We start from the raw sequence: 21,120 nt of genomic DNA on the forward strand, positions 1-21,120 counted from the left end.
GCGCTGCTTCAGCGATCGGCGTCCAGCCTGCCGCTGCCGAAGTGGTGCGCCGGGCGGAATGTCTCTGGCAAAGGAACGGCAGGGTCACGGCCTGTCATCTCCGCCACCAGGGCATCCGCAATCAGATGGGCAATGCCGAAGGAAATCTTGAAGCCGCCGGTTGCCGCAAAGGCGGTCTCGAAACCCGGTAGCTTTCCTGCCAGCGGGTCTCGCCTGTGATTGCGCGGCCGGATGCCGGCCCAGTCCGAAAGTACCCGCCGCCTCTTCAATTGCGGACAAAAGGCGGTGGCACGTTGCAAGAGCTCGGCTGACCGGGCCGGGGAAGGCTTTGCGTCTTCAAACTCCCGGTCGGATGTACTGCCGATGGCCACAGTGCCATCGTCATGCGGGACGACATAAAGCCCGTCGCAGTAAATCGCAGGCCGCTCTTCCAGTCCCTTGCCTTCCAGCACCAGGGCCTGGCCTTTCTCTCCGCGCCCGATCCGTTCGCCGGTGAGTGCCTCGATCAGGTCGAAAGCCGCAAATCCCCCCGAAATGACGAATTGCCGTGTCTTCACGGGGGCCAGCCCGTCGGCAAGCAGAACGGTTTGCGTTGCATCGTCATAACCGGTGACTTCAACACCTTCCCGCAGACTGCCATTCTGGCGGACAAAGCTTGCAAGGCTGGCGAGGTATGCCCGGGGGGAAATTCGGGCCGCAAGGGTTTCATAAACGATGCCGAAGGGCGCTGAACCGGCATCAAGCCAGTCTGACCGGCTTCCGGCAGGTTCGACCACATAGGAAAAACCTGTCTCCAGTGGCCGCCAGCGCAGCTTGCTTTCTTCCGCGCGTTCCAGATGGTGCTCCAGCTTGTCGGTTGTCGTCAGCGGCAGAATGCGGCCGCAGCGGTGATAGCCGCAGGAAAGGCCGGTCTGGTTTTCCAGCTTGCGAATACGCTCTTCCAGACAGAGCAGCGCCTGGAACTGAAATTCCTTCTTGGGGTTCCAGCGTGCCGGCATATGCGGCATCAAGGCTCCCAGCACGCCTCCGCTGGACCCGGCGCCGACATGGCTTTTCTCCAGAACCACCACCTTCAAGCCGGCCTCGATGGCCGCCCGCGCAATTGCCAGTCCGAAAATACCGGCTCCGGCAATCGCAACATCGAAAGGGTCGGCGTCGGTCGCTGCCATGGGACGGGGTCCTTTGAGATTGATTGATCCTGCCGGCTCTCTTATGAGAACGCGTTGCAAATGGCAAAGGCTGATGGGGGCACCCGGAAGGAAAGCTCAAGATCATGTCCATCAAGGCACCGGATCTGGAATGGCTGCAGGGCGATGTGCCCCGGGCCGAAGGCTTCAACGACACGTATTTCTCCAAGGCGGGCGGTCTCGCCGAAACCCGCCATGTCTTTTTGCGGGGCAATGGCCTGCCGGAGCGGTTTGACGGTTGCGAGCGGTTCACCATTGCCGAGTTCGGTTTCGGAACCGGGCTCAATTTTCTCACCACCCTTGCCGCGTGGCAGGAAAGGCCCAACCGGCCGGAGCTGACCTTCGTGACGTTTGAACTGTTCCCGATGACCGGCGAGCAACTGGCACGCGCCCTTGCGGCCTTTCCGGAGCTGCAGCCGCTGGCAGATGAACTGCTGAAGGCATGGTCTCCGGAACCGGGCTGGAACACCCTGAATATCGCCGATGCCACCTTGCGGATCGGCATCGGCGATGCGCGCGAGCTGATCGGTGAACTGCGCTCCGGAACGGCAGACGGAGCGGCAACAGTCGCGGAGCCAACGATACCGCCCATCGATGCCTGGTACCTCGACGGTTTCAGCCCTGCGCGCAATCCGGAGCTGTGGGACGCCGACCTTCTGAAAGCCGCCGCGGATCTGACAGCCTCCGGGGGAACGCTGGCCACCTACACGGCTGCCGGCTGGGTGCGCCGCAATCTTCAGGCGGCGGGCTTCGAAATTGAGAAGACAGAAGGGTTTGCCGGCAAACGTGAAATGGTCACGGGCCGAAAGCCCTGATGGCCGCGTTAGACGTCCGTCAGCCGTCAGCCGTCTCCAGCATCCACTGGCGGAACTTCCGCATGGCGCTTGTTTCTTCGCGCGACTTCAGCCAGGTCAGCCAGTAGCTTCCCGTCAGAACGCTGGTCTTGAAAGGCTGCACGATAGCGCCGGACGAAAGCTGGCGGCTGAACATTGAAGTCGGCACCAGGGCGACACCCGCCCCCTGCGTGACGGCTTCGACCATGGCCAGCGAACTATCGAACATCCAGCCGCGCGCCCGCGGCGGCGGAAGGCTTGCGGCCTGAAACCACATGGCCCATTCATCCATCCTGTAGGATCTCAGCAGGGGCTCGTTCACAAGGTCTGCCGGTTCGGACAATCGGGGTGCCGCTTCAGGTGAGCAGATCGGAGAAAGCGGGGCGTCCATCAGCTTTTCCGCATTGGTGGCATGCCAGGCACCGTCGCCGAAGCGCAGGAAACAGTCGAGGCCGTCCGCCAGAATGTCCGCACGGTTGTTGTTGGTCTTCAGCCGCAGGTCGATCTGCGGATGGACCTTGGCAAAGCCGGCAAGACGCGGCAACAGCCAGCCGGTGGCGAAGGTCGCAACTGCGCCGACAGTCAGCACCTCCCGGTAATTGCCGTCCTCGAACCGGCTGAGCGCTTCGCTCATCCGCCGGAAGGCATCTGTCAGCACAGGCAACAGGGCCAGACCCTCGTCCGTCAGGGCAACGCCGCGCGGCAGCCGTTCGAACAGCGATACCTGCAACACATCCTCCAGGGTCTTTACCTGATGGCTGACGGCGGTTTGCGACACCCGCAATTCCAGTCCCGCCCGTGTGAAGCTGCACAGCCGGGCTGAGGCTTCAAAGGCTCTCAAGGCGTTGAGCGGCAGTTTGGAGACGTCCATCAGGATCCCGTTTTGGCCAAGTTTTCTTCATGTCTAACCCCATTATTCATCATTTGCGTTATATCTGAGGCAGCGGCACTGTTGCGGTGTCCCGAAGACGAATGGTGCGGGGGGCAACACACCACACCGGGTCGGGCTGTTTGTATTCATCATTGGAGTTGAAGATGAAACTCTGGAAACGCCGCAACGCGTTGACGCTTTCGCTTGCCCTTTTCGCTACGGTTCCAAGCATATCCGGATCCGCACTGGCTGCCGGGTTCGATCCCGCACCGCTTGAAAAAACCGTCCAGGACGCGGAAAGCCGCCTGTCGGCCCGGATCGGGGTCGCTGTCCTCGACTCGGAAACCGGCAAGACATTTACCCACCGCGCAGACGAGCGTTTTCCGCTCAACAGCACCTTCAAGGCCTTTCTGTGTGCCGCGCTTCTGGAAAAGGGCGAGCAGGGTGAGGTTCAACCAGACCGCCGCGTGAAGATCCGCAAGGAAGATCTTGTCTCCTATTCGCCGGTTACCGAGAAAAAGGTCGGGTCCGGCGGCATGACCTATCTGGAACTGTGCGACGCGGCCATTACGATCAGTGACAATGCTGCCGCCAATCTGGTTCTCGAAGCAGTCGGCGGACCGCAGGGCCTGACGGATTACCTGCGCGGAATTGGCGACACCATCACCCGGCTGGACCGGACGGAACCGGCTCTGAATGAAGGGCAGGCGGGGGATAGCCGCGACACCACCACCCCGGCAGCCGCCGTCGCCACCTTGCAGAAACTCGTGCTGGGCGATGCCCTGTCGCCCTCTGCCCGAGATCAATTGACGGGCTGGCTGCTGGACAACCAGGTTGGCAAGGCGACCCTGCGCGCCGGATTGCCGGAAGAATGGCCGGTGGCCGACAAGACCGGAGCAGGGGGCAATGGCTCTCGCAACAACATCGGTGTCATCTGGCCCGATGACAGGCAGCCCGTGGTGATCGCGGTCTATATCACCCAGACCGACGCTTCCTTCGATGACCGCAACAAGGCGATTGCCGACATCGGCGCCGCGCTTGCGGAAAGCCTGCGCGACTGAATGCGCCTGCCCGGACGGATTTCCTTCTCCGCCCGGGCACCCCGCTTCTCTAGGGGGCTTAAATGTCCAGACTCTTCCGACGGAGACAATCTTGTCCGCTCGCAGTTCCTTGTCTGCCCTGCTGCTTGGCTTTGTCGCGGCCGCAACCATGTGCTCACCGGCGTTTGCAGAGGAGACACGCGAACAAAAGCGCGCCAGACGGTGCGCCTACTACCAGGAGATCATCCGGGTGGCGTTCGAAAATGTCAGCCGTTCGCAAATGCGGGCCGGTTTCGTTGCGGAGCACGATGCCTTCATCAAAGGCGGCTGTTTCGCTGACAAAGCTGTTTGCCCGAAGACACCCGCCGAATTCGCCTTTGCCGACATCCTGACGATGTTGACCGTCAGTGCCAACATGGGCAGCACCTTTACGCCGTTCAGGTGTCCGGCCGGCGGATCGGATTGAGACGGTGAAGTCTGGCCCGGATGCTCCCAGCACCTGAATGAAGATCACAACAGGGCTATTGCCGACATCGCGAACGAACGCGCCGCGAGCCTCCCTATTGCCTACCGGCTTCCAATCACATCAAGTCACGAACAGAGATCCGCATGAAATTCAGCACAATACCGGCCCTCATTTTATTGCTTTTCCTGCCTATCAATGCCCACGCCACCTGCATAGAAGCCACGGGTTCCGGTTTCGCAATCAAGGGGGATGAGGCAACGGACGTGGCACATGGTCTGACCTGGAAAAGATGTGCGGTCGGCATGACGTGGGACACGCTAACGAACACGTGTTTGGGGGACCCGCGCGGCTTCACCTTGGACGAGGCGCTCGCCTACGCCGAGCGGGAAGGGGGCGGCTGGCGCGTGCCCAAAGGGCCGGAACTGGAAACGCTTTACGCCGAGACCTGTGAAGGCCCGAAGATCGACACCAACGCCTTTCCCAATATAACCGCCTCCGACTTCGGCGAAGGCGCGACCTTCTGGAGCTCAACGGAAGCCATGCCCGGGATGTTCTATTTCTTTGAGGTGACGAATGGCTATTTCGACATGCACAGCAAGGGCTACCATTTGTCGGTACTGCTTGTGAAGGGCAATCTGCTCGGTCCCACGACGAATTGACACGCCCAAAAACGGCCCGGCCGCACAGGGTCGTGGGAAAGCAGTCCCTGAAAGCAACTGCCCCGGTTCGAACGTTCGGACCGGGGCAGACGTTTTTCATTTGAACAAACGCGCAGTTATCAGGCGGCGTTGACTTCGTTGAGGAAGTGTTCGACCACCTGACGCATGGTCGTGGACTGTGCCATGAGAAGCTCGGCAGCCTCGACAACGCTTTCGGCAGCGGCATCGGTTTCGCTGGCGCCCTTGGACACGACAACGATGCTGCGGCTCACCTCGTCGGTGCCTTGAGCGGCCTGATCGATGCTGAGTGAGATTTCCGAGGTCGCTGTCGATTGTTCCTCCACTGCAGATGCGATGGAGGAGGCAACGGAGTTCAGTTCAGCGATGATTTTTGCGATGCCCTGAATGCCGCTGACGGCTTCACGTGTCTCGCTTTGGATCGCCGAGATCTTGGCGGAAATTTCCTCGGTGGCCTTGCCGGTCTGACTTGCAAGCTCTTTCACTTCAGCCGCAACCACCGCAAAACCCTTACCGGCTTCACCAGCCCTGGCAGCCTCTATGGTGGCGTTCAGGGCGAGAAGGTTTGTCTGCTCGGCAATGGATGAAATCAAGGCAATGACTTCGCCGATATCTTCCGCGACGGTTGCCAGACCAGCAATCTGCTGATTGGTCTTTTGGGCTTGAGCTTCCGCCTCGCTAGCTATGTTGGCAGAGTGCACAACCTGCCCGCTCACCTCGCCAATGGTCGCTGAAAGCTCTTCCGTTGCAGCGGCAACTGTCTGAACGTTCACACTGGCCTGTTCCGATGCACTCGCCACAGTGTTTGCCTGATGCGCGGTGTCCTGTGCGGTTGCGGTCATCTGGTTGGCGGTCACCTGCAGGTTACCAGAGGCTTCCGAAATGGAGTTCAGCATGCCTGAGACTTCCTTGTCGAATGCTTCGACAGCTATGGCCACCCTGGCAGTCTGCTGCTCACGCGCTTCCTGTTCTACCTTCTGCGCGGCCTCCAGGCGCTGACGGTCCAGAACGCCGTCAAGGAAGCCAGCGATAGATTGGGCCACTTTCCCGATTTCATCCGAACGTTTCGCTTCTTCAAACGCAATGTCGGTGTTTCCGGCAGCCAGTTCCCTGGCGTCTGCAACGAGGCGCAGCAGCGGTTTGACAATGGCTCTTGAAATTAATGTTGCAAATGCGATTGCGAGCAACAGGGCCGCGGCGGCGACAATGGCGACGTGAACAACCGCCGAGTCGGCGCTGTCAATTGTCGCCAGACCAAGAGCCGTTGCGTCGGCGGTGGCGCTATCCTTCATCAGGCGCGCATTTTCCGAGGCGTCCGCACCGGCGGTCAACAGAACATCGTTTCGCAACTGGTTTCGTTCGAGAATGATGTCGCGAACACGCAGTGCATAGGTCTGATATTCATTCATCAACGGAGTCGTCTCTGCCAGAAGCTGCATCCGGGCAGGATTTTCGATGCTGCGCTCCAGAGAAAGAATGTCGCCGGAGACGGATTCGAACTCATTTTGCAGGCGGTCAATTTCGATAACGGCATTGGTATCGAGGAACTTGAGCATATCGATCCGGGCAAGCAGGAAACTTTCCTGAACCCTGGCTGCAAGAAACGCGGTCTGGTAGTCGCCATCCGCTGCTGCCGATGCCCCCAGCTTTTCAAGGTTTTTGATGGCTTGTGGACCAATGACGTTCAACTTGTCTTTTACAAGCTCATCTCGTTCGCCATAGAGAACAGCAATTTCTTCGAGAACAGATTTGAAGGTTGCCGTATTCGCTTCAATTTGCTTCAGCAACTCGACGCGAGCTGGATTGTGGATCTCTGCCTCTGCATTGCGGAGGCCAGTCTCTGTTTTTTCAAGATAGCGAGTGACCTGTTCGAAAGCCTCAGGCTTTCTCGTGCGCAGGTAGTCTCCTGTTCCGGCGAGAATTGTCGCAACATCAGCATTCAATTCAGATGCGATCAAGGCATCGCCATTCATGTCGTCCAGATCGGCAACAGCGACGCTGACATTCTGTAGGTTGAAGATGGACCAGGCACCCAACCCCAGGAGGACAATGGCGACGGCGCCAAATCCTAACGATATTCTAAGTAGTACAGACATTTTAAAATTAGCCCCGATTGTTTCCTCCCTCCCGGGGACGGTGCTCTGACGTTGGTTAAAACAGTTTTAATTAAAGCGATTTAATTTCTTAAAAGTCATTGTTTCATATGACTTTTTTCGATTTTTGAGTTTGACGTTAAGGCAGTTTTGGTCAGGTCGGCCCGGCGGATTACAGCTGACTGCAGGTTGCAGCGTTCTTTCAGGCTGACAATCGAAGAACTGCCTGCCCGTTAAGACCTTGGGCAAAAAAAGGCCGCGTACTTTGAAAGCCGCGGCGCTTAGGTCTGGTTGGTGTCTTGGCCCGAGTGGAGCTTTTCGCAAAGTCGCCGCAGCGTTCGCTCAGGCTGACCGCATTTCCGGCACCGGCGAGATGGCCTTGCCCGTTTCGAACCAGCTTTTCAGGTTGTCGACCACACGCTGGCCCATGGCATTGCGGGTTGCCTGCGATGCGGAACCGACATGCGGCAGCACCGTGACCCGCGGCAGTTTCAGAAGGGCTTCGGGCACATGCGGCTCGTTCTCGAAGACGTCAAGGCCGGCACCATAGATCGTGCCATTCTCAAGCGCCGTGATCAGCGCTTCCTCGTCGATGACGGTTCCCCGGCCGATGTTGATGACGATGCCATCTGGCCCGAGCGCCTCCAGCACTTCCGCATTGACAGCATGCCGGGTTTCCTCGCCGCCCGGCGCCACAACCATCAGCGTGTCGCAGGCAGCCGCCAGCTCCTTCGGCGTTGCGTGGTAGGGGTAGGAGATGTCGTCCTGCTTGTGGCGGCCGTGGTAATGGATCGTCATGCCGAAGGCTTCGGCGCGCTTGGCAATCGCCTTGCCGATCCGCCCAAGGCCGAAGATGCCGAGCGTGCGGCCCTGCATCGTCGCCCCAGTCAGCTTGTAGGGACCCTTGCTTTCCCAATTGCCCTGCCGCAGCCATTGCTCGGCCTGGCCAAATTCGCGGATCGTCATGATCATCAGCCCAAGCGCCGTATCGGCAACTTCTTCCGTCAGGACGTCGGGCGTATGGGTCACCATCACATTCGCCGCCAGGCAATCGTCCGTGTTGATGTGGTCGTAGCCGACACCGAAGCTGGAAACGATCTCTGCATTCGGAACTTTCGCAAGAAACTCCGCGTTCACCGGCCCGAACGCCATGGCAACCCCGCGGATTTTCTTGCCGATTTCCGCCAGCAGCGCCTCCGGATTATCGGCCTCGTAGAGCCGGTGCACGGTAAAGGCGGCATCCAGCTGCTCCTGAACAATCGGCAGCATCGGGCGGGGCATCAGAATATCGATGGAGGTCATGGCAGGTCCGGTGGGATGAAGAAGAAAGATGCGGTGACCTTAGGCACTTCGGCAGAGGGAGAAAAGATCCAAATGGGCGGAGGCGGTACGCCGGTGCCGTTACACTTGAGGCGTGCATGGTTCAACTTGCCTGAGAAACGGCGTCTTCCACCGTCATTCCGGACAAGCGCGACAAAGTCGAGCGCAGATCCGGAAACCAGAGATATTTCGCGCTAAGCGCGGCAAATTTGAGCCGGATCGGGAGTTCGCTTTGCTCACGCTGATACGCTGGGTTCCGGATCGGCGTGCAGCGTCGCTGCACTTGTCCGGAATGACAGTGTGGGTAGCGCTCAGGACCTGCTCGTAGTTAGGGAATTCGCCGCTAAAGCCTGACGCAATGGGCGTGGTGTGCTTCCTGGAGACTTTTAGTATCGCCAGCGGTCCGTAACGTGCCCAAAGAAAAGGTGCCTTATCCGCAGGCGAAGGCGGGCGGAAGTTGGCGCAGGAGGAGGAGTAATCGCGATTGCGCAGTCAACGACAGATGGCGATACAAGCTCATAGACCGCTCCCGGATTAATCCCCCCATTGCCCCCGGGCGTCATTTCCCCTAAAAGACGCCGCAGAATTCCTGAGAATCCCATCAGATTTTGAAAGCGGAGAAGCGGAGCCCCATGGCGCGCCAGTTCATCTATCACATGCATGGCCTGTCCAAGGCCTATAACGACAAGAAGGTCCTCGACAACATCCATCTCTCGTTCTACCCGGACGCCAAGATCGGTATCCTGGGCCCGAACGGCGCGGGTAAGTCGACCCTTCTGAAGATCATGGCCGGTATCGACAAGGAATATACCGGTGAAGCCTGGGCGGCCGAAGGGGCGAAGGTCGGCTACCTGCCGCAGGAACCGCAGCTCGACAACACCAAGACCGTGATGGAAAACGTCATGGAAGGTGTCGCGCACAAGCAGGCCAAGCTCGACCGTTACAACGAGTTGATGATGGACTACTCGGACGAAACCGCCGAGGAAGCCGCCCAGCTTCAGGACGAGATCGACGCACAGGATCTGTGGAACCTGGAAAGCCAGGTGGAAATGGCGATGGAGGCCCTGCGCTGCCCGCCGTCAGATGCAGCCGTCGACAATCTCTCCGGTGGTGAACGCCGCCGCGTTGCGCTCTGCAAGCTGCTGCTGTCCGAGCCGGACCTGCTGCTGCTCGATGAGCCGACCAACCACCTGGACGCCGAAACGGTTCATTGGCTGGAGCGTCACCTGCGTGAGTTCAAGGGCTCCGTCCTGATCATCACCCACGACCGTTACTTCCTCGACAATGTCACGGGTTGGATTCTCGAGCTCGACCGCGGTCAGGGCATCCCTTACGAAGGCAACTACTCGGTCTATCTGGAAAAGAAGACCAAGCGTATGGAGCAGGAAGGCCGCGAGAACATGGCCCGCTCCAAGGCGATTGCCCGCGAGCGCGAATGGATGGGCATGAGCCCGAAAGGCCGTCAGACCAAATCGAAAGCCCGTATCCGGGCCTTTGAAGACCTTTTGACCGCCCAGGAAGAGCGTCAGCCGTCCATCGAGCAGATCCTCATCCCGGTTGGTGAGCGCCTCGGCGCCAACGTCATCGAGGTCGATGGCGTTTCCAAGGGCTTCGAAGATCGTCTCTTGATCGATAACCTGTCGTTCAAGCTGCCGCGCGGTGGCATCGTCGGCGTGATCGGCCCGAACGGCGCCGGCAAGACGACGCTGTTCAAGATGCTGACCGGACAGGAAACGCCGGACAAGGGCAAGGTCATCGTCGGTGACAGCGTGCACCTTGGGTATGTTGACCAGTCCCGCGATGCGCTCAACCCGAACAACACGGTCTGGGAAGAGATTTCCGGTGGCGCCGAGATCATCTATCTCGATGACAAGGAAATCAACTCCCGCGCCTATTGCTCGTCCTTCAACTTCAAGGGCGCGGCCCAGCAGGCCAAGGTCGGTGACCTTTCCGGTGGTCAGCGCAACCGCGTGCATCTGGCAAAGGTGCTGAAGAAGGGCGCCAACGTTCTGCTGCTCGATGAGCCGACCAACGACCTCGACACCGAGACGCTGGCCGCTCTGGAAGACGCGCTGGAAAACTATGCCGGCTGCGCCGTTATCATCAGCCACGATCGTATGTTCCTCGACCGTCTTGCCACGCACATGCTCGCCTTTGAAGGCGACAGCCATGTGGAGTGGTTCGAAGGCAACTTCGAAGACTATGAAAAGGACAAGGTCCGCCGCCTTGGCGCACACGCCGCCGACCCGCGCCGGATCAAGTACAAGCCGCTCACACGCTAAGCAAACGGCCTTAAATCTGAAACAGGGGGCTTGCCCCCTGTTTTCTCAATGTGCCGGACCCGGCAACGGGCCGGCATCTTTTTTGCGCGGCGGCACATACCGGCCACCGGGCGATTGTTGTCCAGTGAGCGGCACAAGGCATGGTCCACAGAACTCTCGTCTGTCTGTTTGCGGCTTTCGCCATTGCCGTCCTGGTTTCCTTTCTGGCGGCTGTCGGCTGGCCCCTCGATCTTCTGGCGCATTTTCAGGCCCAATACGTTCTTGCCGGCCTGTCGTTTGCCGTTGGATTTGCGGTCTGCCGGACCTGGTCCATATCGGCGCTGGCGATCTGCCTGTCGCTGGTCGCACTCGTGCGCATGGAGGTCTTCGACGACGGGCGCTTTGCGGCATCCTCCGATGCGGCGGAACCGGCAATCAGCGTCGCCACCGCAAATCTCTTCGGCAGCGCTGCAGCGCTCGATAACCTCATTGAGGAAAACTCGGCGCGCGCCTTCGATCTGATGATCCTCACGGAGCTTCCGGTACCTGCCGACAAAGCGCTGCTCGACCGGTTTCAAGGCATGCTTCATGTGGCAGGAACGCCCGATCAGGCGCTCGGCGGACGCCCCGCTGCAATTATCCTGTCGCGCATTGCGCCGCGCAGCGTCGACCTGATCCCTGTGGACCGGAACCCTTACGCGATCACGAAAGCAGTCTACTGCAGTGTGCAGGCGGAGCCCTGCATGAGTGTCTTTGCGGTCCACACCCTGCCGCCCTTCAGGCGGGACTTCTATCTGCACCAGGCGGACATTCTTCAAAAGCTTGCATCCGAAGTCTCGAAGACGCCGGGACCGGTTCTGGTTGCCGGCGACATGAACGCCGCCTCCTGGGCGCCGCTTCTGAAGCGGTTTCAGGAAACGGCGGGGGTGCGCAAGGCTGTCTGCGGCAGCCGCTGGACCCCGACATGGCTTGCCCCTGTTCCGGGCATCGGCCTCGAACTCGACCATTTCTTCGTCAAGGACGGGCTTGCGGTGAAAAACTGCGAACTCGGACACTTCAACGGCTCCGACCACTGGCCTGTCTTTGCCGAGTTCACCCTTGCGGAGGGAAAGCCGTCGGACTGACCTTCCGGCGGCAACCCGGTGTTCGACGGACCGAGGCGCCATGGACACGAGACGATGCAATCCGCATAAGAGATTTCTGTTCAGAACGTCAGGGCCTCTGCCCTGAAAAGCCGGGTTCAAGTCAAGCCAATGCTTCAAGCCGTGTCGGACCTAAAGACAAGTCTCCTGCGCACCGATCCGGGCGGCCTGCGGCTGATGCGCGGCGTTCACCTGATGCTGACCGTGCTTGGTGCGGTCTTTCTGGCAAATGTGGTGGCAAGCTTCGTGCCCGGTCAGTCGGCTTTCAAACTGGCCGTTCTGGCAGCCGCCGCCGGCGGGCATTGCCTGATGTTTACGCCGGTCTCCACCCGAAAGGCCGAAATCTTCGGTATCCTGAAACTTGGAGCACTGCTGACGGCCCTGTTTGCGCTCGGGGCTGTTGCTGCCGAGGTGTCGGGAAAAAGCGCCTCAACCGTTCTGCAGACGTTCTGGATCGCCGCGATCATGCTGGGCTTTGCCATGCAGGGGCTCAGCCCCTTCTGGCAGCGTGCGGGGCGCAGCATGGCGATCTGCTGGCTGTTCGTGGTCCTCGGCAACCTCGGCGGATCGCCCGGCCTCTGGCTGCCAGCCATGGCGGTGCTTGGAACGGTGACAGCGCTCGTGGTCCGCACAGGGCTGTGGCGGCCTTCGACATATCGAACCTACTTGCGCGTCGAGGCTGCCAACCGCCAGGCAATGGCGACCTATCTGCGGCAACTGTCGGGCAGGTCTGCCGGTTCGCCCGGCACCGCGGCTATCCGGATCAGGGATCTGGCAAAGCTGCGCATGGAACTTCAGGCATGCGCCGATCTGCTCAGGCCGGAAGGCGAGTTGCAGGGCATGTCACCGGAGGCGGCAATCATGGTGGAGCTTGCCCTGGAAGTCGTCGGCGATGCCCGCACCCAGCTTTCCCAGGACGCTCAAAACCGTCTGACCCAGGATGCCGGCTTTCGCCGCACGGTCGACCGGCTTGTCCATCGCCTGGAAACCGGGGAGGGCGATACGGTGGAAGGTGATGCCGGGGACGGCGCAGCTGCCGTGAGCTGGCTTCAGGCCGATGCGGGGGCGACAGCACATGACCGGTTTCAGGAACTGCGCATCGCCCAGGCTTTCAAGCGGTTGTGGCTGCTGGCGGCAAAAGACAAGCCGGTTCGTCTGAGCCTCGGTTCGGATACAAGCGGCCCCACGCACGGCTGGTGGCAGAAGCTCTCCTGGCGCCTGTCGCTTCAGGCAGGTGTCGCGGCCGGGATCGGCTTTTCCCTGGGGCTCACGTTTGATCTCAATCACGCCTATTGGGTCACGCTGACCATCATCATCGTCCTCTCGAACAGCCTCGGAGCGACGCTGCTTCGAACCGCGCAGCGGATCGGCGGGACGGCGGGCGGTGTCGTTCTGGCCATGCTGGTCGATCCGGCATTGGCGGAGTTTCCAGCCGTCAGGCTCGTGCTTGTTGTCATTGCCATACCCGGTGTCATCGTTTTCCTCGATCGCAATTACGCCATTGCCTCCGGCATCATCAGTTTCCTGGTGGTCATGGGGCTTCAGACCCTGGAGGGCCTGCCCATCGGCGAACTCTGGTCGCGTCTCTATGACACGATGATCGGCGCAGGCGTGGGCCTTGCTGCGGCATGGCTGCTGTTTCCCAACCGCACCGGCGCAAGCTTCAAAGGGCTGGCGTCCGATTACCTCAACGCCTGCCGGAAATGCCTGAGGGTGGAAGGTGGCGGGCCGGAGACGGACCTTCAGGATCTCGCCCGTCTTCGTACGGCGGCGAGCACTCTGATCGCTACCGCAAGGTCCTACCGGATAGAACAGGCGCCCTGGTCGTCGTTCACACGCTCCACCAGTGATATGAACGTGCTGGTGATCGTTCTGGCCCAATATGTGGTGCTCTACCGCGAGGCCCGTTCGGACGTTGCGCGGGAAAAGCTCGAAAGCCCGGTCAAGTCCGGAATAGACGCGCTTGTCGCCCGCATGGACAAGCGCCTGGAGGACGAGTTTGCGGCTGTGCTGGAGGGACGCCCGAGGCAGACCGTTCCGGGTCTGGAGGATGACTGGATGTCAGCCATGCCCGAGGGGGCAACAGGCAACCTTGCGCTGGAAACCGGTTGGGTCGCGATGCTCTATCACGCCCGGAAAATCGTCAGATGCCTGGACGGATTGCGCAAGGAAAAGTTTCTCTCCGGTCCTGCCTGAAAAGAGCCGTATCCGGCTCAAATTTCGGGCGCGGTGCATTGATCTGCCGCGTTTATGAAAACATCAATGAGTTTCGTTGGTCAGGAAAGCGCCCATACCCTAGCTTCGCCTTTCGGCCGCGACAGGAGACACCGATGACAGACCAACTCGACCTTCTTGCCGATGACCTTCGGATCACACCGGCATTCAGGGCCGCCGGCAAGGTGGAAGGCGTCTTCCGAACAAGTTCTGCGGAAGACTTCAGAACCGCCGCCGTGGAGGCGCTGGATCTGACGTTCGAAGGCATTTCGGGAGACCGGCACGGCGGCCACACCCGCAGGGCCGGCGGCCGCGAACCCTGGTATCCACGAGGCACCGAGATGTGCAACGAACGTCAGATTTCCATCCTGTCGACGGAAGAACTTGCCGAGACCGCATCGCGCATGGAGATTGCGGAGCTGAAGGCCGAATGGATTGGCGGCAATATCCTCGTCTCCGGGATACCGAGGCTGTCCCTCGTTCCGCCGCGCACACGGCTGGTCTTCGAGAGCGGCGTGGTTATTCGTGTGGACGGTGACAACAAACCCTGCCGTTTTGCAGGCGAGGCGATTGCCGAACATTTTCCGGACAGGGACGGGCTGGACCTGCTTTTTCCACAAAAGGCAAAGCGCCTCAGAGGGCTCGTCGGCTATATCGAAATTCCGGGGAAGATTGCGGCAGGCGAGACCGTCACCGCTCATGTTCCCGAACAGTGGATTTACGAACGCATCTGATTTTGAGGGTGGCTGTATGCGAAACCTCTTTCCCGAGGATCGCAAATTTCTCTAGTCTGGACGCTCTGTCATAACCTTCCAACAGGAGCCTCCATGCTGCCGATCCACCACATGATCGACCAGGCGCCACAGCCGGTCGCGCCGTTTTCCCATGCCGTCGAAATTGACGGCTGGGTGTTCGTGACCGGCCAGATGCCAACCCTGCCGGATGACCCGGACGCCCCGTTGCCGGAAGGCATCGAGGCGCAGACCGTACGCGTGATGGAAAACCTGAAGCTCGTTCTGGGGGGTCTCGGGCTCGGTCTGGAAAATACGACCTTTGTCCGTGTCTATCTGACCGAATTCAAGCGCGACTATCAGGCTATGAACGATACTTACCGGGCGTTTTTCGAACCCGGGAAATTGCCGGGCCGCACCTGTGTCGGTGTGTCGGGCCTTGCCGTAGATGCGCTCGTCGAGATCGACCTGATCGCCCGGCGGCCATGATGCCTTAAGCCAGGGGCTGCCAGCCTTCCGGCTTCCTGAAAACCGGCAGGTGCAAAGCGCAGACTAACGGCATCCGGGAGGCGCGTGACGTGTAAACGCATCAGGGCTGCGCCTTGCTGCGGAGCAGTCAATCTTCGGCTGGGGACGCATCGTCGGCTTCCAGACGTTTCGCGCATCCCCAGGAACTCAGCACGTCGTTCATGTCGTCCAGCACGAAGAACCGGGCAGCGTCGCGGTCATAGCCTTCGTCCAGCAGCGTCTCGTAGTCGGTCAGTGTGTGGCGGACATGGCTGGTGGTGGCCTGCCAGAGAGCAATGGAAGGCGGCAGGTGGCGCAGATGGCCGGCCAGGGCAACCTCAAGGATGGCTTCGGCATCGGAAAATGGAATGCGTGGCAGCAGGACCCGCAGCGCCTTGCGCATGTCTTTCTGACGCTTGGTGCCGCCAGTCATGAATCTATCCCTTGAGTGAAGAGTAAGGAGAACCGGGAAGGGGAGGCTAAAGGCTTGAAGTGAGCTGCTACCTTACAGCCCTGTTCCGGATGTCCGTCAGGCGCGGAAAAACTGAATGCTGTTGGCGGCAGCCGTTCCCGACAAGGGAAGGCCCGCAACAGTTCCGTTTTCCCCGGTGCTTGCCAAAATGTCCTCGAAGGGTAGGGGCGCGCTGAAATGGTATCCCTGGACCAACCGGCAGCGCATGGCTTCCAGCAACTCCAGCTGATGGCTTTCCTCAACACCTTCCACCACGCAGGACATCTTCATCGACCGGCACAGATTGACGATCGAGGTTACAACGCCGCTCGCGATCGGGTCCCTGATACCGGAAACGAAGCTGCGGTCGATCTTGACGCAGTCGATGGGTAGCCGATGCAGGTAGCCGAGGCTGGAATAGCCGGTGCCGAAATCATCCAGCGCCAGTTTGACACCGGCCTTTCGAAGAAGCTGCAGGCAGGTCTCGGCCGCTTCGTAGCTGCCGATCACGGATGTCTCGGTAATTTCAAAGGTGATCTGCCTGGGGTTTACGCCCGCACGGCGTATGATGTCGAGGAGCGCAGCCACGGTTTCCGAAGACGTGACGTCATGGGCGGACAGGTTGAACGACAGGGTGAGCGAGCCGGGCAGGCTCTTGATCTGGGCGACCGCCTTTTCGAACAGCGACAGGGTCAATCGATGGATCAGGCCGGCCCGCTCGGCTATGGGGATGAACTTGTCCGGAGCAATCCTGCCCAATTGCGGGCTGTTCCACCGCGCTAGCGCCTCAAAGCCTACAACGAAGCGTTCCGGCAACTGGACCACAGGCTGGAAATAGACCTGGAACTCGCTGGCTAGATCGGCGCTTTGAAGGGCAGCTTCAATCGCCCTTTCCGAGCGGATACGGGCTTCATGCTCCGCCGAGTAGACGGTGGTCCGGCCGCGCAGGCTGGTCTTTGAATTATAAAGCGCGTAGTCGGACCGGTCGAACAGCACATGGGCGGATGTCCCAGCGTCCGGATAAAATGCAATGCCGCAGGACGCGCCGACGGATACCTGAAGTTCTCCGATCCGGTAGGGGCGGCTGATCTGCTCGCAAATGAATTGGCCCGTGCGCGCAGCCTCATTGAGGTTACCGAGATAGAGAAAGCCGAATTCATCACCGCCAAGGCGGCAGATCTCGACGTCCGGAATTCCGATGTTTTTCAGGCGCAGCCCGACTTCCATCAGCAACTGGTCACCCAACTGATGGCCATATGTGTCGTTGATGGGCTTGAATCGGTCCAGATCGACAACACCGACGGCGAACTTCCGGCCAGTGTCTTTCACCTCATCGATCAGGCTCTCAAGCCTTTTAAAGAAGTGACGCCGATTGGGAAGGTCGGTAAGGGCGTCGGTCTGGGCGAGTTTGGAGTTTTCCGCGTTGAGAAGCTCCGTTTCCCTTTGTTTGGCAGCCAGTTCCGACTGCGACACGATCAGTTTGCAAAAGCCCCTGTATCCGTTCAGGAGAACCTGCAGAACAACGAGGCAGACCAGGAAGATGTTCAGCCCCATGGCGATGTAAACATCCTCGTTCTGGCCAAGATAATGTACCAGATACGGGATGGTGACGATGACCATGACCATCAGGGCGGCCTGCGGCAAATGCATCAGGCAGAAGATGCAGCCAATGACGGTGATGGCGATGAACAGCGCGACATGCCCGCGCTCCGTGGGCCCGCCGTAACCATCCAGGCTGAGCGACCACGCGATATAGATGACTGAAATCAGACTGCCGAGGATGACCGTCTGCCGGATCTTGCGGATGGCCTCTTGCGGAGCAAGCTCCGTTTTACGGGCACGCAACCAGGCCACCATGCGCACCACGGTCACGAGCAGGATGACCGCCAGAATGCCGACTGTCAGATAGGCCGGCGCAACGTCAAAATGGGTATAGGCAACTGCAATCGCGTTGACCATGAGGAGGGCATAGAGCGATGGAATCTGGGTCTTCAGCTCATTGTACTGAGCCTGCGCTATTTCCGGATGGCGTGGATCGATCATCATCCATCTCAGGAAAGCCCGGATTTTTTCCATCATTTTCTCCATTGATATTTCTTCTAATCGAAATGAGATAAAGAATAGTTATTTGATCAACTTTCATGACCTTGGGTCGTGTTCCGATTGCGGAAGCGTTAAATAGTTGGATGGGGAAAATGCGGCTTCTTTTTACTGATATTCGAAGGTCAAGGTCAGGTCATGTATAAGAAATAGTCAGTTCCTGATTTTACCTGTAGTCGTCTTGTGTGTTATTGCCGTTGCCGGCGTCAAAAAAATTCAGGATTGCTCAAGGCTTCGCTGTTGGATCATGTATCCAATTTTTGGGGAACGCAATGTGACTGTCCGAAAGTTCCATGTAATCGCACTCACCTACATGGAGTTTATTACTGAACGGTTCCTATCGAACTTTTGGTCATCGCCTTCTGGCAGGACGTCACGCTGGCACGTTTGCCCGATAAAGGGAGCCGGATGGCAGCAAGTTGCCGGATCGGAAATTCTCAAGGCGGCCAGGGTTCACCGAACCGGATGCGAGGGGTAGACACCCGCTGCATCAAGGCTTGCAGACGGTGCCCACGACAGCTCGTTCCGGGCGATGGCTTCCTGGAATAAGATAAGCAGACTATTTTTTTATCTCGAAATTGCGCTATATAGGCAGGCATGGCAGATCGTACACGAACCCGGCTCTTGAACGCGTTGAAATCCTCCGGCCCGCAGACTGCTGCAGACCTTGCCAAGGGACTGAAGGTGACGTCCGTGGCTGCCCGCCAGCATCTGGATGGCCTGCTGCAGGATGGACTTGTAGACTTCGAGGACCTGAAAGGCTCTGTCGGCCGGCCCAAGCGGGTCTGGGACCTGACACCGGACGGGCACAAGCAGTTTCCGGACAATCATTCCAATCTGGTGCTCGGACTGATCACCGGTCTCAACGATATTTTCGGTGCGGAAGGTGTCGATAAACTGATCGCCCACCGGGAGGCGCAAAGCCGGAAATCCTATTCCGAAGCGGTCAGCAAGGCGCCGGATCTGCGCGGCAAGCTGGAAGTGCTTGCCGATCTTCGTAACCGGGAAGGCTACATGGCCGACCTCGTGCCGGAAGGGGCGGGGTATCTGCTCATCGAGAATCATTGTTCGATTTGCGCCGCGGCAACGGCCTGTCAGGGGTTTTGCCGCTCGGAGCTCAATCTTTTCAAGGACGTACTTGGACCTGGCGTCACCGTCGAGCGCACCGAACATCAGCTCTCTGGCGACCGTCGCTGTGTTTACAGGATCGCGCCCGCGGCCTGATCCGCCGCCGGTCCTGCTCAAGGAGTATATTGCGTGTCAATCGCCAGGCCGCTGCTCGCGCGGCTTATCGACCGGTATTTCCATCCGTTCGAAAACCACATCAAACCGCTGGAACTTCCCGTCACGCCCCTTCCGGATGAAGGACCGCTGAAGCTGGTCTGGCATTTTGCCATGATGTTTCGCTGGCAACTGGTGATCGTCTGCTGTCTGGCAATGATGTCCTCCGGTCTCGGCCTTTCAGGCATCTGGGCAATCGCCTTTGTGGTCGACGGGGTAACGGAGGCCGGCGCGCAAGGCTTCCTGAAGGACAACGTGACCATCCTGGCCGCTTTCTTCCTTCTTTTCGTGATTGTTGACCCGCTCGCCTTCCTCCTGCGGCAGACCTTTGCCTTCCAGACCGTGCGCATTCTTCTGCCGGCGGCAATGCGCTGGCAGGCGCACAAGGCCGTGGAAGCCCAGGACCTCGCTTTCTTCGAAGATACATTCGCCGGTCAGGTTGCCTCCCGCATTGCCCAGGTTACCATGTCGGTTCACCGGCAGATGATGCTGTCCATAGAGACGGTCCCTTATCTGGTCATCCAGTTCGGCGGCTCGTTCCTGCTGCTGCTGGCGATGGCCTGGCCGCTGGCCATTCCGGTGCTCTTCTGGATCTGCGCGAATATCCTTGTCGCCTGGTTGGCGATCCCGGCTTATCTGCAGCGTTCTGCCAAGGTGGCGGCGGCAAACTCCAAGGCCACCGGGGCGATGACCGACGTTTATTCGAACATCGCCATGGTCAAGCTGTTCGCAGCGGAGGATTCGGAAGCCGGTGCCATTCGCAAGGTCATTGGCGAGACGATCGACACCAGGCACAGCGAGAACCGGTCCTATATCCTGACCGACAGCGGCGTCTACTTTCTGAACGTGCTTCTGATCCTGGCCGTGGTGGTCATCGGTTTCTGGGGCATGATGGAAGGATGGGTCACGATTGGCGACTTTGTCGCCGGACTGACCGTCACGCGTTCGCTGTCCAACGCCTCAACCAGTTTCATCGGCATCGGGCAGTCGATCACCAGCACGCTCGGCACGATCCGCGACGCCATGCCGATCATGACGAGCCGGCCGGCTATCGTCGATCGCCCGGATGCTGGGGATCTCAATGTCAGCGCAGGGGAGATCCGCTTCGACAACGTATCATTCGCCTATCAGACCGACCGGAAGCCCGTTCTCGACAAGTTCAACCTGACCATCAAGCCGGGGGAACGGGTTGGTCTGGTCGGCCTGTCCGGTGCCGGCAAGTCGACGGCGGTATCTTTGCTGATGCGATTGCGGGACGTTACCGGAGGGGCGATCTCGATTGACGGGCAGGACGTGCGCGATGTCACGCAGGCGTCTCTTCGCAGCCGCATCGGGGTCGTCACGCAGGATATTTCCCTCCTGAACCGCTCGATCCGCGACAATATCCGCTACGGCAAACCGGAAGCCTCCGATGAGGAGATCCGGGCCATCGCCCGGGCCGCCGAAGCGCTCGATTTCATCGAGGAGCAGAAGGACAGCAAGGGCCGAACAGGGCTTGATGCCCATGTGGGCGACCGGGGGGTGAAACTCTCCGGCGGGCAGCGTCAACGCATCACCATTGCCAGGGTGCTCCTGAAGGATGCGCCGATCCTGATCCTCGACGAGGCAACCTCTGCTCTCGACAGCGAAGCCGAACTTGCCATTCAGCAGAACCTCACCCGCATGATGGAAGGGCGCACCACGCTGGCCGTTGCTCACCGCCTGTCGACCATTGCCGCCATGGACCGGCTGGTCGTGATGAACGAGGGCCGGATTGCCGAAGAAGGCACGCACCGGGAACTGCTCGCGTCTGGAGGGCTCTATGCGGCGCTCTGGGAACGGCAGTCCGGCGGGTTCCTTGCGCTGAGTGCTGCCGAATAAGCCCTTCAGGCTCCGGCCTGGCAAATGCGTGCTCTTGTCGCGCCTGGTCTCCTGAAGTTGTCATAAAGACGAAGACTCCTTCCGTT

Annotated in this window: 17 protein-coding genes; 11 read left to right on the plus strand and 6 right to left on the minus strand. The window is 59.6% G+C overall.

Translation table 11 applies throughout. The annotated features are described in order from the left end of the window. Window positions 1-8: 8 nt before the first annotated feature. Window positions 9-1,169 carry an NAD(P)/FAD-dependent oxidoreductase gene (locus SIAM614_RS00360; RefSeq protein WP_006931147.1) on the minus strand — a complete coding sequence of 387 codons (1,161 nt, stop codon included), beginning with the start codon at window positions 1,167-1,169 and terminating at the stop codon, window positions 9-11. Between the two features lie 104 nt (window positions 1,170-1,273). On the opposite strand from SIAM614_RS00360, the gene mnmD reads away from it, so the two are divergent. Continuing rightward, entirely contained in the window at window positions 1,274-2,002 is a 729-nt protein-coding gene (gene mnmD / locus SIAM614_RS00365; RefSeq protein ID WP_006931148.1) for a tRNA (5-methylaminomethyl-2-thiouridine)(34)-methyltransferase MnmD, read from the plus strand. 19 nt (window positions 2,003-2,021) lie between these two features. On the opposite strand, the gene SIAM614_RS00370 is transcribed toward mnmD, so the two are convergent. Beyond that, window positions 2,022-2,891, minus strand: a complete 870-nt coding sequence (locus SIAM614_RS00370; protein WP_006931149.1) for a LysR family transcriptional regulator — start codon at window positions 2,889-2,891, stop codon at window positions 2,022-2,024. A gap of 164 nt (window positions 2,892-3,055) precedes the next feature. Here SIAM614_RS00370 and bla point away from each other — a divergent pair, with 164 nt between their 5' ends. From bla to SIAM614_RS00385, 3 genes are all read left to right on the plus strand, one after another. After that, window positions 3,056-3,952 (plus strand): class A beta-lactamase, encoded by an 897-nt coding sequence (gene bla / locus SIAM614_RS00375; protein WP_006931150.1) that lies wholly within the window; start codon window positions 3,056-3,058, stop codon window positions 3,950-3,952. 91 nt (window positions 3,953-4,043) lie between these two features. Further along, complete coding sequence (locus SIAM614_RS00380; protein WP_157139607.1) at window positions 4,044-4,397, plus strand: hypothetical protein; 354 nt, start codon at window positions 4,044-4,046, stop codon at window positions 4,395-4,397. Window positions 4,398-4,540: 143 nt separating this feature from the next. Continuing rightward, complete coding sequence (locus tag SIAM614_RS00385) at window positions 4,541-5,056, plus strand: Lcl C-terminal domain-containing protein (protein WP_006931158.1); 516 nt, start codon at window positions 4,541-4,543, stop codon at window positions 5,054-5,056. A gap of 119 nt (window positions 5,057-5,175) precedes the next feature. On the opposite strand, the gene SIAM614_RS00390 is transcribed toward SIAM614_RS00385, so the two are convergent. Together SIAM614_RS00390 and SIAM614_RS00395 are read right to left on the minus strand one after the other, a co-directional pair. After that, window positions 5,176-7,170 (minus strand): methyl-accepting chemotaxis protein, encoded by a 1,995-nt coding sequence (locus tag SIAM614_RS00390; RefSeq protein WP_081455162.1) that lies wholly within the window; start codon window positions 7,168-7,170, stop codon window positions 5,176-5,178. 339 nt (window positions 7,171-7,509) lie between these two features. Then, window positions 7,510-8,469 carry a 2-hydroxyacid dehydrogenase gene (locus tag SIAM614_RS00395; RefSeq protein WP_006931165.1) on the minus strand — a complete coding sequence of 320 codons (960 nt, stop codon included), beginning with the start codon at window positions 8,467-8,469 and terminating at the stop codon, window positions 7,510-7,512. Window positions 8,470-9,119: 650 nt separating this feature from the next. Here SIAM614_RS00395 and ettA point away from each other — a divergent pair. The 5 genes from ettA (at window position 9,120) to SIAM614_RS00420 (ending at window position 15,324) form a co-directional block, all read left to right on the plus strand. Beyond that, window positions 9,120-10,769: an energy-dependent translational throttle protein EttA gene (gene ettA, locus SIAM614_RS00400; RefSeq protein ID WP_006931166.1), complete on the plus strand. Its 1,650-nt coding sequence runs from the start codon at window positions 9,120-9,122 to the stop codon at window positions 10,767-10,769. 140 nt (window positions 10,770-10,909) lie between these two features. Continuing rightward, a complete protein-coding gene (locus SIAM614_RS30385; protein WP_006931167.1) occupies window positions 10,910-11,872 on the plus strand; it encodes an endonuclease/exonuclease/phosphatase family protein in 963 nt (320 codons plus the stop codon). A gap of 141 nt (window positions 11,873-12,013) precedes the next feature. Continuing rightward, window positions 12,014-14,086, plus strand: a complete 2,073-nt coding sequence (locus SIAM614_RS00410; RefSeq protein ID WP_157139608.1) for an FUSC family protein — start codon at window positions 12,014-12,016, stop codon at window positions 14,084-14,086. A gap of 134 nt (window positions 14,087-14,220) precedes the next feature. Beyond that, the gene (locus SIAM614_RS00415; RefSeq protein ID WP_006931169.1) at window positions 14,221-14,838 is read left to right on the plus strand and encodes an MOSC domain-containing protein; all 618 of its coding nucleotides are present in this window, start codon (window positions 14,221-14,223) and stop codon (window positions 14,836-14,838) included. Between the two features lie 93 nt (window positions 14,839-14,931). Next, window positions 14,932-15,324 (plus strand): RidA family protein, encoded by a 393-nt coding sequence (locus SIAM614_RS00420; protein ID WP_006931170.1) that lies wholly within the window; start codon window positions 14,932-14,934, stop codon window positions 15,322-15,324. A 127-nt stretch (window positions 15,325-15,451) separates the two neighbouring features. On the opposite strand, the gene SIAM614_RS00425 is transcribed toward SIAM614_RS00420, so the two are convergent. After that, on the minus strand, window positions 15,452-15,775 hold the full coding sequence (locus SIAM614_RS00425; RefSeq protein WP_006931173.1) for a DUF2293 domain-containing protein: 324 nt from the start codon (window positions 15,773-15,775) through the stop codon (window positions 15,452-15,454). Window positions 15,776-15,871: 96 nt separating this feature from the next. Beyond that, complete coding sequence (locus tag SIAM614_RS00430; RefSeq protein ID WP_208983862.1) at window positions 15,872-17,869, minus strand: putative bifunctional diguanylate cyclase/phosphodiesterase; 1,998 nt, start codon at window positions 17,867-17,869, stop codon at window positions 15,872-15,874. A 621-nt stretch (window positions 17,870-18,490) separates the two neighbouring features. Between SIAM614_RS00430 and SIAM614_RS00435 the strand changes: the two genes are divergently transcribed. After that, entirely contained in the window at window positions 18,491-19,117 is a 627-nt protein-coding gene (locus SIAM614_RS00435; RefSeq protein WP_006931183.1) for a helix-turn-helix transcriptional regulator, read from the plus strand. 33 nt (window positions 19,118-19,150) lie between these two features. After that, complete coding sequence (locus tag SIAM614_RS00440) at window positions 19,151-21,034, plus strand: ABC transporter ATP-binding protein (RefSeq protein WP_006931188.1); 1,884 nt, start codon at window positions 19,151-19,153, stop codon at window positions 21,032-21,034. Window positions 21,035-21,120: the final 86 nt, after the last annotated feature.

Origin of the sequence: Roseibium aggregatum IAM 12614, from assembly GCF_000168975.1 — a bacterium.
In the GTDB taxonomy this organism is placed as follows: Bacteria; Pseudomonadota; Alphaproteobacteria; order Rhizobiales; family Stappiaceae; genus Roseibium; species Roseibium aggregatum.

What these genes read in the sequence shown, in the direction of transcription:
- SIAM614_RS30385 (WP_006931167.1), top strand. Translation starts at nt 10,910, where the DNA reads ATGGTCCACAGAACTCTCGTCTGTCTGTTTGCGGCTTTCGCCATTGCC.
- bla (WP_006931150.1), top strand. Translation starts at nt 3,056, where the DNA reads ATGAAACTCTGGAAACGCCGCAACGCGTTGACGCTTTCGCTTGCCCTT.
- SIAM614_RS00395 (WP_006931165.1), bottom strand. Translation starts at nt 8,469, where the DNA reads ATGACCTCCATCGATATTCTGATGCCCCGCCCGATGCTGCCGATTGTT.
- SIAM614_RS00390 (WP_081455162.1), bottom strand. Translation starts at nt 7,170, where the DNA reads ATGTCTGTACTACTTAGAATATCGTTAGGATTTGGCGCCGTCGCCATT.
- SIAM614_RS00370 (WP_006931149.1), bottom strand. Translation starts at nt 2,891, where the DNA reads ATGGACGTCTCCAAACTGCCGCTCAACGCCTTGAGAGCCTTTGAAGCC.
- SIAM614_RS00360 (WP_006931147.1), bottom strand. Translation starts at nt 1,169, where the DNA reads ATGGCAGCGACCGACGCCGACCCTTTCGATGTTGCGATTGCCGGAGCC.
- SIAM614_RS00435 (WP_006931183.1), top strand. Translation starts at nt 18,491, where the DNA reads ATGGCAGATCGTACACGAACCCGGCTCTTGAACGCGTTGAAATCCTCC.
- mnmD (WP_006931148.1), top strand. Translation starts at nt 1,274, where the DNA reads ATGTCCATCAAGGCACCGGATCTGGAATGGCTGCAGGGCGATGTGCCC.
- SIAM614_RS00430 (WP_208983862.1), bottom strand. Translation starts at nt 17,869, where the DNA reads ATGGAAAAAATCCGGGCTTTCCTGAGATGGATGATGATCGATCCACGC.
- SIAM614_RS00420 (WP_006931170.1), top strand. Translation starts at nt 14,932, where the DNA reads ATGCTGCCGATCCACCACATGATCGACCAGGCGCCACAGCCGGTCGCG.
- ettA (WP_006931166.1), top strand. Translation starts at nt 9,120, where the DNA reads ATGGCGCGCCAGTTCATCTATCACATGCATGGCCTGTCCAAGGCCTAT.
- SIAM614_RS00385 (WP_006931158.1), top strand. Translation starts at nt 4,541, where the DNA reads ATGAAATTCAGCACAATACCGGCCCTCATTTTATTGCTTTTCCTGCCT.
- SIAM614_RS00425 (WP_006931173.1), bottom strand. Translation starts at nt 15,775, where the DNA reads ATGACTGGCGGCACCAAGCGTCAGAAAGACATGCGCAAGGCGCTGCGG.
- SIAM614_RS00415 (WP_006931169.1), top strand. Translation starts at nt 14,221, where the DNA reads ATGACAGACCAACTCGACCTTCTTGCCGATGACCTTCGGATCACACCG.